Here is a 13,115-nt window from a genome sequence, read left to right as displayed (position 1 = left end):
CGCCTGGTGATCTCGGCCAAGACCGTCGACCACCACGTCTCCTCTGTGCTGGCCAAGCTCGGCGTGGCGAACCGGCACGAGGCCGTCACGAAGGCCCGCCGACTCGGCCTGCTCCCCGCGCAGGACCCGCAAAGTGGGGAGCCGGTCGCCGCAACATAGGGAGCCGCTCCGATCCGTCCGGACCGGCCGGAGACCTACCTTCGCGGGGTCCGCACCGCAACGAAGGGAGACCGGCCATGCCGCTCTACATGGATGTCCACCACCTCGACGGCCCCGTCACCATGGACGACGTCGCCAAGGCCCACGCCGCCGACCTCGAGGTCCAGGGCGACCACGACGTCACCTACCTCCGCTACTGGGTCGACGAGGCCCAGGGCAAGATCTGGTGCCTCGTCGAGGCACCGGACCCCGACGCCGCCAACACGGTGCACCGGCTGGCGCACGGCCTCGTCGCCGACGAGGTGCACCCCGTCCAGGAAGGCTCCTGACGGCCGCCGCGTGCCTACGCTGACCGGGTGGGAACCGCCCGGCCGGCCGGACTGAGCCTGACGCGGGTGGCCGCCACGGGCGCCCTGGTGGCGGCCACCGCGCTGACCGGCTGCAGCGGCACTGACCACGACGCCGGGCCGGAACCGAGCGCTCCCTCGTCGTCCGAGGCCACCGGTGAGGCCACCGACGAGGCCGCACCGCCGGCCGACGACAGCACACCGGACCCGACCGCAGGCGTGGCTCGCCCCACGACGGCCGCCGAGGCCGCCCGACGGCTCGTCGCGGCGGACCGGGCCATCTCGCACCGGACCACCCCGGCACGCGAGCTGGTCCGGGCCGCCCGCCAGCAGCAGCTCGCCTATCGGGCGCTCGGGGACCACCCGGAATGGGACGCTGCGGTGCTGGCCGCCGTGCCGCCCTCCGTGCGCGGCGTGGTCCGGTCCAACCTCGAGGCCCGGCGGGAGCTCCGGGCGATGCACGTCGTGCTGTCGGACACGCTGCCGGCATGGCGGATCGTGCGGCCCGCGCCGGCCGAGCGGCTGCTCCGCTACTACCAGCGCGCCGAGCGGGCCTACGGCATCGAGTGGGAGTACCTCGCCGCCGTCAACCTGGTCGAGACCGGGATGGGCCGGATCCGGGGCACGTCGACCGCCGGCGCCCGGGGGCCGATGCAGTTCCTGCCCTCGACCTGGGCCAGGTGGGGCCGGGGCGACATCGACGACCCGGCCGACGCGATCATGGCCGCGGCCCGCTACCTCGCCCACGACGGCGGCGCCCGGCCCGGCGGGCTGGACGCCGCGCTCTACCGCTACAACAACTCGCGTCACTACGTCCGAGCCATCACCCTCCTGGGGCAGGTGATGGAACGCCGGCCGCGCGCCTTCTACGGCTATTACCACTGGGACGTCTACTACCTGACCAGCCGTGGCGACGTGCGCTTGCCGGTCGGGTACGACCAGGACCGGCCGGTGCCCGTCACCCGCTGGCTGGCCGCGCACCCACAGGAGTGAGTGCGGGGCCAGGCCGTCAGAGGATCGTGTACTTGAAGGTCTTCTTGGTGACCAGGCCGGCGCCGTTGGTGGCGATCACCGTCGCCTTGTGCGTGCCGGGCGATGCCTTCAGCCCCTTGATCTTGCACTTGGCGATGCCGGACTGCTTGTCCTTCGCCTTGCACTTGATCTTCTTCTTGTCCGGCTTGGTGCCGTGCTTGTAGAGCTTCTTGAGCCCCTTGGCCTTGAGCTTGGTCGGTGCCGACCTGTCGATCTTCACGCTCACCGACTTCGTGGTCGTGCCCCCCACGCTCGTCGCCGAGCACGTTGCTGTTCCCGAGGCAGTGAGCCTCGTCGCGCCGCAGCCGGTCGATGCGTACACCGGAGAGTCGGGGTCGGTGGCCGACCAGGTGACGGTCACGTCGCCGCCGAACCACCCCTTCGGCCCAGGCGCCGGGGCGACCGACGAGCTGATCGTCGGTCCCGAGGTGTCGTGCGTCGCCGGGATCATCCGGTCGGCCTGAATGAAGCCGGACCCGCAGTCGCCGTCAGGCTGCCCCGCGGTCGCCGTACAGTCCAGCGCGTAGCGGGTGTCAGTGAGGATGCCTCGCACGGCGTCGACGGAGAGCGCCGGGTTGGCCGCGCGCAGAAGCACCGCGACAGCCGCGACGGCAGGCGTCGAGGCGCTCGTGCCGAAGAAGGGGTTCAGTCCGCTGCCGGCGGGCAGGGTCGTGCTGACGCCATCGGGTCCACCGAGCTGTGGCTTGGTCCGCGTCTCGGGCGATGCCAAGGCGTTCCCGAACTTGTCGAACCTGCGGGTGATTGCGGGCCCGCGCGAGCTGAACGTCTCCGGGGTGCTGGGCGTGGCGAAGTTGCTGGCCGCGACCGCGAGCGAGCCGTTGGCCGAGGCGGCGTCCGGGTTGATCGCGTTGGAGTTGGTCGGGTGCTCCGCGACGGTGAAGACCGGGGTGCCGCCGACGATGTACTTCATCAACGGCGTGCCGGTTCCGCCGACCCGGCGGATCCCGATGCCCAGCGTGTGCGTGCCCGAGATGCCGATCTGGAAGATCTCCAGCGGGATCTTGGTCACCAGGTCGTTGTCGTCCACCGTGCCCACCTTGGCGCCGTCGATGTAGACGTCGATGGCCAAGTCGGTCGTCGCGGCGCCCCAGGGCTCCGCCCACTGCAGCGACAGGAACGGAGACCTGTTGGTGAACGTGCCGATCGTCTGCACGGTGTCCACGCCGGCTCCGGGGTCGAAGTCGTTGTCCGTGGTGCCGGTGTAGGTGCCCTCCCAGCTCTGGCGGGCCCGGTTGCCGGCCGAGGCGAGGTAGACCACGCCGGCCGCCCTGGCGGCGTCCACCGCCTGGGCGACGACGCCGTCCTGGAACATCGGCTCGTCGGGGAAGAAGATGTCGTCGGCGATCACCTTCGCGCCCGCGGCCACGAGGTTGTTGATGCTGGTCGCCTTGCCGGCGGCGTCGGAGGCCGTCCCGCTGGAGAAAACGATGTCGGTCACGCCGGGGGCCTCGTCGTAGATGATCTCGGCCATGGCGCGACCCTCGTCGGCGCCGGTCGGGTCGTCGAGCAGCGTGGTCGTGCCGGCCGGCAGGTCGCCGGTGCCCACGCTGGTGGCGATGCCGTTGTTGGTGCCGTTTCCGCGGTTGATCGAGTCCGAGATGACACCGACCTTCACGCCCGCACCGGTTGTGCCGAGCGCCCGGGCCTGCGGCCCGTGGATGGCGGCGTCGCCCTGCGACAGGACGCTGCCGGTGTCGGTGCCCCCGGGCGCGTCGGCGGCGTCGGCCATCCCGCGCGCAGGCTGGATCGAGCGGACACTCTCGAGGCCGGCGGCCTCGACCAGCGCATCGGCGGGAAGCCAGCCGGCCACCGTCGGGTCGCGACCATCGTTGCTGGTGTTGTTGACCTGCATGCCGACGCCGGTCAGCTCGACCGCCGCCGCCGACGCGGAGCCGTTCACGTGAACGCTCACGAGCACCTGGCCGTCCTGGACGCGGGCCATGCTGAGCATCCGGACGCCGGGGACACCCGTCGTCGCGCTGGTGGACGAGGTGACGGGCTTGCCCTGGGCGGCTGCACTCGCCAGGATCTTCAGCCCGCTGTCGAGCTTCTCGGCGGCGGCCGGGCCCGCGGTCGGCCCACCTCCTCCGCCGCCCGGGTCGGCCGAGGCGACGCTGCCGACGGTGAGCACGAGGGCGGAGACGGTGACGACGATGGCGAGGCGAGGAGTCCGCATCCCCGGACCGTATGCCCCATCGGAGTGAACCTGAATGGGTGAAGCGGGCTATTTGTCAGGGAATCCCCGTCACGCGTCGAGGGCGTCGGCGTCGATCTCGTAGGCGCCCTGCACCAGGAACTCCTTGCGCGGCGCCACATCGGAGCCCATCAGCAGCTCGAAGACCTGCTCGGCCGCCTCGGCGTCGTCGACGGTGAGCTTGCGCAGGGTGCGGTGGCGCGGGTCCATCGTGGTCTCTGCCAGCTGGTGGGCGTCCATCTCGCCGAGCCCCTTGTAGCGCTGGACCGGTTCCTTCCACGAGACGCCCTTCTTGGTCAGCTCGGCCAGCTTCCGCTGCAGCTCGTCGTCGGAGTAGGTGTAGATGTACTTGTCCATCCCCTTCTTGGGGTTGGAGACCTCGATGCGGTGCAGCGGCGGCACGGCGGAGTAGACCCGCTCCTGCTCGACGAGCTCTCGCATGTACTTGAAGAAGAGCGTGGCCAGCAGGCAGCGGATGTGCGCGCCGTCGGAGTCGGCGTCGGCCATGAAGATGATCTTGTTGTAGCGCACCGACTCGATGTCGAAGGTCCGTCCCGACCCGGCGCCGACGACCTGGATGATCGAGGCGCACTCGGCGTTCTTGAGCATGTCGCCGACCGAGGCCTTCTGGACGTTGAGGATCTTGCCGCGGATCGGCAGCAGCGCCTGGAACTCGGAGTTGCGGGCCAGCTTGGCGGTGCCGAGTGCGGAGTCGCCCTCGACGATGAACAGCTCGCTGCGGTCGTCGGTGGCGCGGCAGTCGGCCAGCTTGGCCGGCAGGGCCGACGACTCCAGGGCGTTCTTGCGGCGCTGGGTCTCGCGGTGCTGGCGGGCCGCGATCCGGGTCTTGGCCGCGGAAGCGACCTTCTCCATGACCAGCTTGGCCTGGGCCTTCTCGGCGCGCTTGCTCGAGGTGAGGAACTTCTTGAGCTCGGCCGCCACGATCTTGCGCACGGACGTCCGGACCTGCGGCGTGCCCAGGATCTCCTTGGTCTGGCCCTCGAACTGCGGCTCGGCGAGCCGCACCGTGACGACCGCGGTCAGCCCCTCGAGCACGTCGTCCTTGGTGACGTCGTCGTCGTTGACCTTGAGCGCCTTGGCCGAGCGCATCACGTCGTTGAAGGTGCGGAGCATGCCCTGCTCGAAGCCACTGAGGTGGGTGCCGCCCTTGGGCGTGGCGATCACGTTGACGAAGGACCGCAGCTCGGTCTCGTAGCCGGTGCCCCACCGCAGCGCGATGTCGACCTCGAGCTCGCGTTCGACCTCCTGCGGCGTCATGTGGCCCTTCTCGTCGAGGACCGGCACGGTCTCGGTGAAGGTGTCGGTGCCGCGCAGCCGCAGGATGTCGGTGACCGGCTCGTCGTGGGCCAGGAAGTCGACGAACTCGGCGATGCCGCCCTCGTGGCGGAACTTCTCCTCGCGCATCTCCGGCCCGCGCAGGTCGCGGATGACCAGCTCGAAGCCGGGCACGATGAACGCCGTCTGCTGGGCCCGGCCGAGCAGCCCCTCGAACTCGAACTTCGCGTCCTTGGTGAAGATCTGCCGGTCCGGCCAGAACCGGATCAGGGTCCCGGACCTGTTCTTGGCGACCCGGCCGCCCTTGCGGGTCAGTCCGGACCTCGGGGTGAACGACGCCTGGGGGCCCTCGCCGGCGAAGACGCCGGGAACGCCGTGCTTGAACGAGATCCCCTGCTCCGCCGGTGAACGCTGCACGTCGATGTCCATGCGGGCCGAGAGGGCGTTGACCACCGAGAGCCCGACGCCGTGCAGACCACCGGTGGCGACGTAGGAGCCGCCGCCGAACTTGCCGCCGGCGTGCAGCTTGGTCGCGACCACCTCGACGCCGGGCAGCCCGGTCCGGGGCTCCTTGTCAGTGGGGATCCCGCGGCCGTCGTCGTGGACCTCGACGGAGTCGTCGGGGTGCAGGGTCACCTCGACGTGATGTGCGGCACCCGCCAGGGCCTCGTCCACGCCGTTGTCGATGATCTCCCAGAGGCACTGCATGAGCCCCCGGGTGTCGGTGGAGCCGATGTACATGCCGGGCCGCTTGCGGACCGCCTCGAGGCCCTCGAGAACCAGGAGGTGTGCGGCGTTGTAGGCGGTGTCGATCGGTGCTCCTCGGTGGTGCGTCAAGCCTCTGCTGTCGGTCTGCGGCCCGCGGTCCCACCCGGGCCGCGGCTCGGTGTCGAATCTACCCACGACACGCCGGAGCGCCATGGAGGCACGCCCGCCGGGACCGGGTCTAACGTGACGAGGAACGCACCATCAACCCGTGCCGGGTAACAAAACGCATAACAGATCCACAGGCTTCACCGTTCTCACCACGCGAGCACGACCGAGGCAACACACTGGTCCCGGGAGTGGAACATCCCGCGAATGGGCACATCTAACGTGATTGGATTGAGATGTCAGGGGAGGCGTCGCCGGGGAATCTTTGGGGACCCCTTCTACGTTTCACCCACGACACCAAGATCAAGAAATGAGGCCGTCGTGAACACTGCAGTCGCACCGTCGTCGGCAGGGCTGAGCGCATCAGACCGCTGCGACCGCTGCGGAGCCCAGGCCTACCTTCGCGTGGAGCTCCAGTCCGGCGGTGAGCTCCTCTTCTGCGCCCACCACGCCAAGGAGCATGGTGACAAGCTGAAGGAGATCGCCGTCACGTTCGTGGACGAGACGCACAAGCTGTCGGACACCTCGACATCTGCCCCCGACGGAGAGCGCTGACCGGCCGTCCCCAGTTCGCCCAATCTGCCCCCAAGTCTGCACAGGGCCCCGGATCCCGAGGGATCCGGGGCTTCCTGTTCTCCTGACCTGTCTGTGAGAGGCTCCCCGCCATGTCCGGTCTCGAGCTGCTGGTCGCCCTGGCCATCGCAGTCGGGCTGGTCGGCATCGTCGTACCGATCCTCCCGGGCTCGGTCCTGGTCCTCGGAGCGATCCTGTTGTGGGCCCTGGACGTCGGCGGCCCGACGGCCTGGACCGTGTTCGCCGTCGCCGCGGTCGTCCTGGTGCTCGGCGCGACGGTCAAGTACGTCGTCCCGACCCGGCAGCTCAAGGACGCCGGGATCCCTGCGTCGACCCAGTGGATCGGAGCCGGGCTCGGCGTCGTCGGGTTCTTCGTCATCCCGGTCGTGGGGCTGTTCGTGGGCTTCGTGCTCGGCGTCTACCTCGCGGAGCTGCGGCGGCTGGGCGGCCGGGCCGCCTGGCCCTCGACCAGGCAGGCGCTGAAGGCCGTCGGGCTGAGCATCCTGATCGAGCTGGCAGCAGGGGTCGCGGCGACCTGCCTCTGGGTTGCCGGCGTGGTGCTCACGTGACCGTCGTGCTCTCCCTGCTGGCTGCGGCGTCCTACGGCCTGAGCGACTTCAACGGCGGGATCTTCTCCAAGCGCAGCGGCCCCTGGGCGGTGTCGCTGGTCGCCCAGCTCTGCGGCACGGTGCTGGTGGTGGCGTTCGCGCTGGTGGACGGCGGCTCGCCGGACCGGTCGGACCTGGCCTGGGCGCTGGTGGCCGGCGTCGGCAACGGCTTCGGTACGGCGTTCCTCTACCGCGGCCTGGCCTCGGGCCGGATGGGCGTGGTCGCCCCGGTCTCGGGTGTCGGCGCGGTCGTGGTCCCGGTCCTCGTCGGCGTCGTGACCGGCGAGCGGCCGGACCTCTCGGTCTGGTCGGGTGTGGTGCTGGCGCTGCCGGCCATCTGGCTGGTCTCGCGGGAGCCGACGACCACCGTCGCCGGGACCGCTGCCGGGGGCTCCGGCGTCCTCGACGGCGTGCTGGCCGGGCTGGGCTTCGGGACGCTGTTCGCCGCCCTGGCGCAGATCCCGGCCGAGGCCGGGTTCCTCCCCCTCGCGGTCAACCTGCTCGTCGCCGGCGTGGCCGTCGTGGTGGTTGCGGCGTCCCTGCGGCAGGACTGGGTCCCGAGGTCGAGGTGGGCGCTGGGGGGCGCGATCAGCGGTGTCCTCGGCGCGCTGGCCACCGGGCTGTTCCAGGTCGCGACCCATCACGGCTACCTCAGCGTGGCCGCCGTCATCACCTCGCTCTACCCCGCCTTCACGGTGCTGCTCGCGGCGGCGGTCCTGCACGAGCGCGTGCACCGCGCGCAGGGCGTCGGCATGGCCATGTGCGTCGCGTCGGTCGTGCTGGTCGCGGCCGGCTAGCCTGCGCCCTCGGCCAGCCTCTTGATCCGGGCCAGGCGGGCCTCCCAGCTCCTGCCGATCCGCTCCAGGTCGCGGGCCACGTCGCTCAACCGCCCACCGAGGGCGCGGTGGACGAGCTCGCGGCCGACCTTCTCCGACTCCACCAGCCCGGCCGCGCTGAGGACCTCGAGGTGCTTGACGATGGCCTGCCGGCTGATCGGGAGCTCCCGGGCCAGCGCCGACGCCGAGGCCGGCGCCTCGCCCAGGCGGACCAGGATCGACCAGCGGGTGTCGTCGCCGAGCGCCGCGAACACCGGCGCGAGCTGCGTCGTGGCCGTCATCCGGCCTGTCCCATGACGAACCGCTGGGCTGCGGCCAGCTCGACCTCCCACCCCTCGGAGTTGCCGTCGTAGTGCTTGCGCAGGGCCTCGGCGTCCTTGCCCAGCGACGCCAGCCCGCTCTCGACGACCCTGAGCGTGACCCCGCCCGGGCGGTCGTCCACCCAGAACTCCACCAGCGTCCCGGCGTCGTCGTGCTCGATCCAGCGCCAGGAGATGTAGCGCGGCGCAGCGGCCTCGAGCCGGTGCAGCGTGAACTCCCCGAACTTGGCGTGCACCACGACCGCCATGTCGTCGCTCTCCCAGCGGATCACCGGCTCGGGGTCGACCTCGTGCTCGTTGATCCACCACCCGGGTCGCTCGAGGAGCGACCACACCTTCTCCGCGGGGGCGTCGATGTCGATGCTGCGCTCGATCCGGTCCAGCTCCTGGTCGGTCTGGGTCATGGTCCATCCTCTCGGCTGAAGTGCAATACTATAGTTGCACATCTGCTGGACCTGCTGCAACTGGCCGGTTGCGCAATTTCGTGGCCGTGCACACGTCAAGGCGCCCTCCGCAATCTCTGCGAAGGGCGCCCGGTTCGCTAAGTTCGGATCCCCCAATCCCCCCACGCGAACGACCCAAGCCTACGGTCGAATTGTTACGAGCACCTGAACAAGGACCGGTGGTCTTGACCAGGCAAGGCCGGGCTGACGTGTGCGCGAGCCTGTGAGGCGAGTCAGGCGGGGTTGGCTGCCAGGCAGTCGTCCAGCCGCTGCTGAGCCTTGGCCAGCCGCTGCTTCTGCGCCTTCTTGTCCTTCTTGACGTGCTGCTTGTGCGCCAGCGCCTTGTCCAGCTTCGCCTGGATCTTCGCCTGCTCCTCGGGCGTGGTGGCTGCTGCCAGTTGCGCCTGCAGCCGCTCGACCCTGGTCTGCTGGTGCTCGAAGACGGCGGTCACGTGCGCCAAGGCGGCCTGCGCCTTGTCGACCTGCATCTGCTGGTTGGCACAGGGCTCACTGCCGGGCTTGTCGGCGTGGGCGGCCTCGGGGGCCGCAACACCCAGGGCCACGACCGCGGTGACGGCCGCGACGGCGAGCGAACGGGCGAGCTTCATATCTGGACTCTCCTTCTTGTGGTCAGGTCCCGTGTGCAACCTGTCACCAACGACCCTCCGCGTTACGTCCTGACCAACGCCGGTCCGGACCAGTCTCAGTCGAGGTAGTCGCGCAGCACCTGCGAGCGGCTCGGGTGACGGAGCTTCGACATGGTCTTGGACTCGATCTGGCGGATCCGCTCGCGGGTCACGCCGTAGACCTTGCCGATCTCGTCGAGGGTCTTCGGCTGACCGTCGGTGAGGCCGAACCGCATGCTGACCACACCGGCCTCACGCTCGGACAGGGTGTCGAGGACGGCGTGGAGCTGCTCCTGGAGGAGGGTGAAGCTCACGGCGTCCGCGGGGACGATCGCCTCGGAGTCCTCGATCAGGTCGCCGAACTCGGAGTCGCCGTCCTCACCCAGGGGCGTGTGCAGCGAGATGGGCTCGCGGCCGTACTTCTGGACCTCGATGACCTTCTCGGGGGTCATGTCGAGCTCCTTGGCCAGCTCCTCCGGCGTCGGCTCGCGGCCGAGGTCCTGGAGCATCTGGCGCTGGACGCGGGCCAGCTTGTTGATGACCTCGACCATGTGCACCGGGATGCGGATGGTGCGGGCCTGGTCGGCCATCGCACGGGTGATCGCCTGCCGGATCCACCAGGTGGCGTAGGTCGAGAACTTGTAGCCCTTGGTGTAGTCGAACTTCTCGACCGCACGGATCAGGCCGAGGTTGCCCTCCTGGATCAGGTCGAGGAAGAGCATGCCGCGGCCGGTGTAGCGCTTGGCCAGGCTGACGACGAGCCGCAGGTTGGCCTCGAGCAGGTGGTTCTTGGCGCGGCGGCCGTCCTCGGCGATCCACTCGAGCTCCTCGAGGAGCTTGGGGCTGATCTTGCCGCCCTTGGCGAGCTTCTCCTCAGAGAACAGTCCGGCCTCGATCCGCTTGGCGAGCTCGACCTCCATCTCGGCGTTGAGCAGCGGGACCTTGCCGATCTGCTTGAGGTAGTCCTTGACCGGGTCGGCGGTCGCGCCGGCGACCATGACCTGCTGCTCGGGTTCGCCGGTGTCGTCGGCGTCGGAGACGACGAAGGACGCCTCCTTCTCGTCCTCCTCGATCGAGGGGTCGGTGGCGACGTCCTTCTCGAACTGCTCGTCGGAGATGTCGGGCAGGACCTTCTTGCCGTCCGGCCCGATCACCACGTCGCCGGCGACCTCGGCCTCGGCCGGCTCCGGAGCGTCGGCGGCCTTCTTGGCGGGCGCGGCCTTCTTCGCCGGCGCCGCGGCCTTCTTCGCCGCGGTCTTGGTGGTGCCGTTGCTGGCCGTCGCCTTGGCCGGCGCCTTGGTGGCGGCCTTCTTGGCAGGAGCGGTCTTGACGGCACCGGCCTTCTTGGCCGTCGTCGCCGCGGCCACCCGCGCCGAGCTGACGTCGACGTGCACCGAGATGCCGAGCGTGCTCAGGTGAGCCAGCAGCCCCTTGAGGTGCCGCGGCTCGATCTGGGCCTCCTCGCTCGCCCGGCGTACGTCCTCCGGACTCAGGCTCCCCTTCGCGCCCTTCTCGACCAGTGCCACGACGGCGGGGTGGGAGAGCACCTGCTCAGGAACCTTGCGCGCGTTCGAGGAAGACACGAACACCTCTTCAATCATGGCTGGGTGGAACAGGTCGGGATGGGGGTCCGAGACAGACTCAGGGCGCGTCACGACCCGCTGTCGTCAAGAGCCGCGTCACTCATTCTGCCACGCTGGCCAAGGCGTTCCAGCATTGGCACCGCAGGTCGGATCGGGTGTCTTCGGTCAGGGATCCACGACGTACGTCGTGGGTGTGCTCGGCGCCGGACGGGTGCTGAAGGTGAGCCGCCAGTCCTCGCGGGTCTCGCCGTCGATGTCGAGCACCCACTGGTAGCGCTGCCCAGGCTGCAGCGGCAGCGGACCGATCTGGAAGGCGAGCGGGAAGTCGATGTCCGCGCCGTGCGCCAGCCCCGGCGGCCGCCCGACCTCGGCCTCGGCGGCGATCACGACCGGCTGTGGACCCTCCTGGCCCGAGACGACGACCGGCTCGCCGTCCTGACCGACCAGGCGCAGCCGCAGCTGCAGCCGCTGGTTGGTCCGGTCCCACGGCACGTCGAGCTTGACCGCGATCGCGGACGGCGCTCCCCCGGTGGTGACGCTCCAGCCGCCGCCGTTGATGTAGAGCTTGCCCTCGGCGACCACGGCGTGATCGGCGAGCAGGAGGGTGGCCCTCACGTCAGCCGGCCTGCGCCTTCGCCTCGGCCTTCTTCGCCTTCTTGAAGTCGCGGACCTTCTGCAGCGACGCCGGGTCGGTCACGTCCGCGACCGAGCGGTAGCCCTCCTCGGCGTAGGCACCGGCCACCTGCTCCCAGCCGTCGGGACGTACGCCGAGCTGCTTGGCCAGCAGCGCGACGAAGATCTTCGCCTTCTGGTCGCCGAAGCCCGGCAGCTCCTTGACCCGCGCGAACAGCTCCTGACCCGTCCTCGCCTCGGTCCAGAGCCGCTCGGCGTGGCCGTCGTACTTCTCCTCCACGAGCTGCGCCAGCGACTGGAGCCGCCCGGCCATCGAACGCCCGTAGCGGTGGATGGCCGGCGGAGTCGAGCACAGCGTCGCGAACTCCTCCGGGTCGGCGGCCGCGATCGCACCCGGCTCGATCGAGCCGAACCGGGTCAGCACCTTGTGCGGACCACGGAAGGCGTGCTCCATCGGATACTGCTGGTCGAGCATCATCCCGACGACCAGCGCGAACGGGCTGTCGGTGAGCACCTGGTCGGCGTCGGCGTCACCGGTGATGTGGATGGCCATGGTGGTCATCTTGACCCATCGGCGGGTGCGGACTCATCGCCCGTCCTCGACCGGGCGTACTCCAGAAGCGTCGGGTACGGCGCGAACGTCGAGCGCGTCGTGCGGCCGGTCGGCTGCCAGCCGTGCTTCTCCCAGAACCGGCGGCCGCGGCCGTTGTCGGTGAACACCCACAACCGGATCCGGCGGACCTCTGGGTCGAACGTCGCCAGGAGCTCCTCGAGCAGCCACGACGCGATCCCGGAACCCCAGCTCTGGAGCGCGGTGCCGAAGTGGAGGACCTCATCGCCTCGCCGCGCGGCGAAGCCCAGGAGCCGACTGCCGTCGTGAGCGACGTAGGCGGCGACCCCCGGGTCCGCGAGCTCGACGCGCCAGCGCGCGAGCACCGCGTCGCGTGGGAACGGGTGGCTCTCCTGGGGGAACACGTCGGACAGGCCGGCCACGGCGCCCGGTTCCTGGAGGTCGAGCAGTGCCGGCAGATCCACCTCGGTGAGGCGACGGAAGACCCGCGCCACGGCCTCAGTCGGACTTGACGGCCAGGACCGGGCAGGGCGCGTCGAGCAGGATCCGCTGGGCGTTGCTCCCGAGGATCAGCTTGCCGACCGGCGTACGTCGGCGCAGTCCGATGACGACGAGGTTTGCGGCGACCTCCTCGGCGATCTGGAGCAGGTCCTCGGACGCCTCGAGGCCTGTCTCGGGCTGGCGGACGTCGACGGCGACTCCCGCCTCGGTGACGCGGATCCGGACGTCCTCGAGCTCGGCCAGGATCCTCTCGTGGGCCTCGGGGTCCCTCATGTGGGCGCGGCGGGAGTTCACGACGACGAGGTCGGCCTGTCGCAGTCGGGCCTCGGCGATCGACACCGCCAGGGCCGCCTCACCCTCCGGCTTCGGCACGTAGCCCAGCACCACGGTCGGCATCGCATCGCCTCCTGCTGTCGAGGACCGGGCACCCACGGCCTCCGCACGGCAGGTTACCGAACCGGGAACGACGCCTGTGGAGAGCCGGCGTCAGACCGGTCCG

At 70.2% G+C, this 13,115-nt stretch carries 16 protein-coding genes; 6 read left to right on the top strand and 10 right to left on the bottom strand.

Features of this window, described 5'->3' with window-relative positions; translation table 11 throughout:
* The first annotated feature begins 6 nt into the window (after positions 1-6).
* From VFV89_RS18070 to VFV89_RS18060, 3 genes are all read left to right on the top strand, one after another.
* Positions 7-159: a LuxR C-terminal-related transcriptional regulator gene (locus VFV89_RS18070; RefSeq protein WP_329707356.1), complete on the top strand. Its 153-nt coding sequence runs from the start codon at positions 7-9 to the stop codon at positions 157-159.
* Positions 160-236: 77 nt separating this feature from the next.
* Positions 237-488, top strand: coding sequence for a DUF4242 domain-containing protein (locus tag VFV89_RS18065; RefSeq protein WP_329707355.1), 252 nt, complete (start codon positions 237-239; stop codon positions 486-488).
* A 27-nt stretch (positions 489-515) separates the two neighbouring features.
* Positions 516-1,499: a transglycosylase SLT domain-containing protein gene (locus VFV89_RS18060; RefSeq protein ID WP_329707354.1), complete on the top strand. Its 984-nt coding sequence runs from the start codon at positions 516-518 to the stop codon at positions 1,497-1,499.
* Between the two features lie 16 nt (positions 1,500-1,515).
* Here VFV89_RS18060 and VFV89_RS18055 read toward each other — a convergent pair whose 3' ends face one another.
* Both VFV89_RS18055 and VFV89_RS18050 read right to left on the bottom strand, forming a co-directional pair.
* Positions 1,516-3,735: a S8 family serine peptidase gene (locus VFV89_RS18055; RefSeq protein ID WP_329707353.1), complete on the bottom strand. Its 2,220-nt coding sequence runs from the start codon at positions 3,733-3,735 to the stop codon at positions 1,516-1,518.
* A gap of 69 nt (positions 3,736-3,804) precedes the next feature.
* Positions 3,805-5,886 carry a DNA topoisomerase IV subunit B gene (locus VFV89_RS18050; protein WP_329707352.1) on the bottom strand — a complete coding sequence of 694 codons (2,082 nt, stop codon included), beginning with the start codon at positions 5,884-5,886 and terminating at the stop codon, positions 3,805-3,807.
* Between the two features lie 357 nt (positions 5,887-6,243).
* Here VFV89_RS18050 and VFV89_RS18045 point away from each other — a divergent pair, with 357 nt between their 5' ends.
* From VFV89_RS18045 to VFV89_RS18035, 3 genes are all read left to right on the top strand, one after another.
* On the top strand, positions 6,244-6,477 hold the full coding sequence (locus VFV89_RS18045; protein WP_329707351.1) for a DUF7455 domain-containing protein: 234 nt from the start codon (positions 6,244-6,246) through the stop codon (positions 6,475-6,477).
* Positions 6,478-6,587: 110 nt separating this feature from the next.
* Positions 6,588-7,064, top strand: a complete 477-nt coding sequence (locus tag VFV89_RS18040; protein ID WP_329707350.1) for a DUF456 domain-containing protein — start codon at positions 6,588-6,590, stop codon at positions 7,062-7,064.
* Complete coding sequence (locus tag VFV89_RS18035) at positions 7,061-7,900, top strand: DMT family transporter (protein WP_329707349.1); 840 nt, start codon at positions 7,061-7,063, stop codon at positions 7,898-7,900. The genes VFV89_RS18040 and VFV89_RS18035 overlap by 4 nt, the downstream gene beginning before the upstream one ends.
* Here VFV89_RS18035 and VFV89_RS18030 read toward each other — a convergent pair.
* The 8 genes from VFV89_RS18030 to VFV89_RS17995 all read right to left on the bottom strand — a co-directional run bounded on the left by VFV89_RS18030 (position 7,897) and on the right by VFV89_RS17995 (position 13,012).
* Positions 7,897-8,220, bottom strand: coding sequence for a metalloregulator ArsR/SmtB family transcription factor (locus tag VFV89_RS18030; protein WP_329707348.1), 324 nt, complete (start codon positions 8,218-8,220; stop codon positions 7,897-7,899). The two genes, VFV89_RS18035 and VFV89_RS18030, sit on opposite strands and share 4 nt — an antisense overlap.
* Entirely contained in the window at positions 8,217-8,663 is a 447-nt protein-coding gene (locus VFV89_RS18025; RefSeq protein WP_329707347.1) for an SRPBCC domain-containing protein, read from the bottom strand. The genes VFV89_RS18030 and VFV89_RS18025 overlap by 4 nt, the downstream gene beginning before the upstream one ends.
* A 272-nt stretch (positions 8,664-8,935) precedes the next feature.
* The gene (locus VFV89_RS18020) at positions 8,936-9,310 is read right to left on the bottom strand and encodes a hypothetical protein (RefSeq protein ID WP_329707346.1); all 375 of its coding nucleotides are present in this window, start codon (positions 9,308-9,310) and stop codon (positions 8,936-8,938) included.
* 95 nt (positions 9,311-9,405) lie between these two features.
* Positions 9,406-10,917: an RNA polymerase sigma factor gene (locus VFV89_RS18015; RefSeq protein WP_329707345.1), complete on the bottom strand. Its 1,512-nt coding sequence runs from the start codon at positions 10,915-10,917 to the stop codon at positions 9,406-9,408.
* 159 nt (positions 10,918-11,076) lie between these two features.
* The gene (locus VFV89_RS18010) at positions 11,077-11,526 is read right to left on the bottom strand and encodes a DUF6941 family protein (protein WP_329707344.1); all 450 of its coding nucleotides are present in this window, start codon (positions 11,524-11,526) and stop codon (positions 11,077-11,079) included.
* Between the two features lies 1 nt (position 11,527).
* Positions 11,528-12,097, bottom strand: a complete 570-nt coding sequence (locus VFV89_RS18005; RefSeq protein ID WP_329707343.1) for an HhH-GPD-type base excision DNA repair protein — start codon at positions 12,095-12,097, stop codon at positions 11,528-11,530.
* A 5-nt stretch (positions 12,098-12,102) separates the two neighbouring features.
* Positions 12,103-12,579, bottom strand: a complete 477-nt coding sequence (locus VFV89_RS18000; protein WP_329707342.1) for a GNAT family N-acetyltransferase — start codon at positions 12,577-12,579, stop codon at positions 12,103-12,105.
* A 34-nt stretch (positions 12,580-12,613) separates the two neighbouring features.
* Complete coding sequence (locus tag VFV89_RS17995; protein WP_329707341.1) at positions 12,614-13,012, bottom strand: universal stress protein; 399 nt, start codon at positions 13,010-13,012, stop codon at positions 12,614-12,616.
* Positions 13,013-13,115: the final 103 nt, after the last annotated feature.

The sequence above is a fragment of the Nocardioides sp. genome (genome assembly GCF_036274455.1).
Classification (GTDB): Bacteria; Actinomycetota; Actinomycetes; order Propionibacteriales; family Nocardioidaceae; genus Nocardioides.
Note: the sequence above shows the minus strand (reverse complement) of the source record. Positions and strands in the feature narration are given on the sequence as shown.

What these genes read in the sequence shown, in the direction of transcription:
- VFV89_RS18065 (WP_329707355.1), top strand. Translation starts at nt 237, where the DNA reads ATGCCGCTCTACATGGATGTCCACCACCTCGACGGCCCCGTCACCATG.
- VFV89_RS18055 (WP_329707353.1), bottom strand. Translation starts at nt 3,735, where the DNA reads ATGCGGACTCCTCGCCTCGCCATCGTCGTCACCGTCTCCGCCCTCGTG.
- VFV89_RS18040 (WP_329707350.1), top strand. Translation starts at nt 6,588, where the DNA reads ATGTCCGGTCTCGAGCTGCTGGTCGCCCTGGCCATCGCAGTCGGGCTG.
- VFV89_RS18030 (WP_329707348.1), bottom strand. Translation starts at nt 8,220, where the DNA reads ATGACGGCCACGACGCAGCTCGCGCCGGTGTTCGCGGCGCTCGGCGAC.
- VFV89_RS18025 (WP_329707347.1), bottom strand. Translation starts at nt 8,663, where the DNA reads ATGACCCAGACCGACCAGGAGCTGGACCGGATCGAGCGCAGCATCGAC.
- VFV89_RS18020 (WP_329707346.1), bottom strand. Translation starts at nt 9,310, where the DNA reads ATGAAGCTCGCCCGTTCGCTCGCCGTCGCGGCCGTCACCGCGGTCGTG.
- VFV89_RS18005 (WP_329707343.1), bottom strand. Translation starts at nt 12,097, where the DNA reads ATGGCCATCCACATCACCGGTGACGCCGACGCCGACCAGGTGCTCACC.
- VFV89_RS17995 (WP_329707341.1), bottom strand. Translation starts at nt 13,012, where the DNA reads ATGCCGACCGTGGTGCTGGGCTACGTGCCGAAGCCGGAGGGTGAGGCG.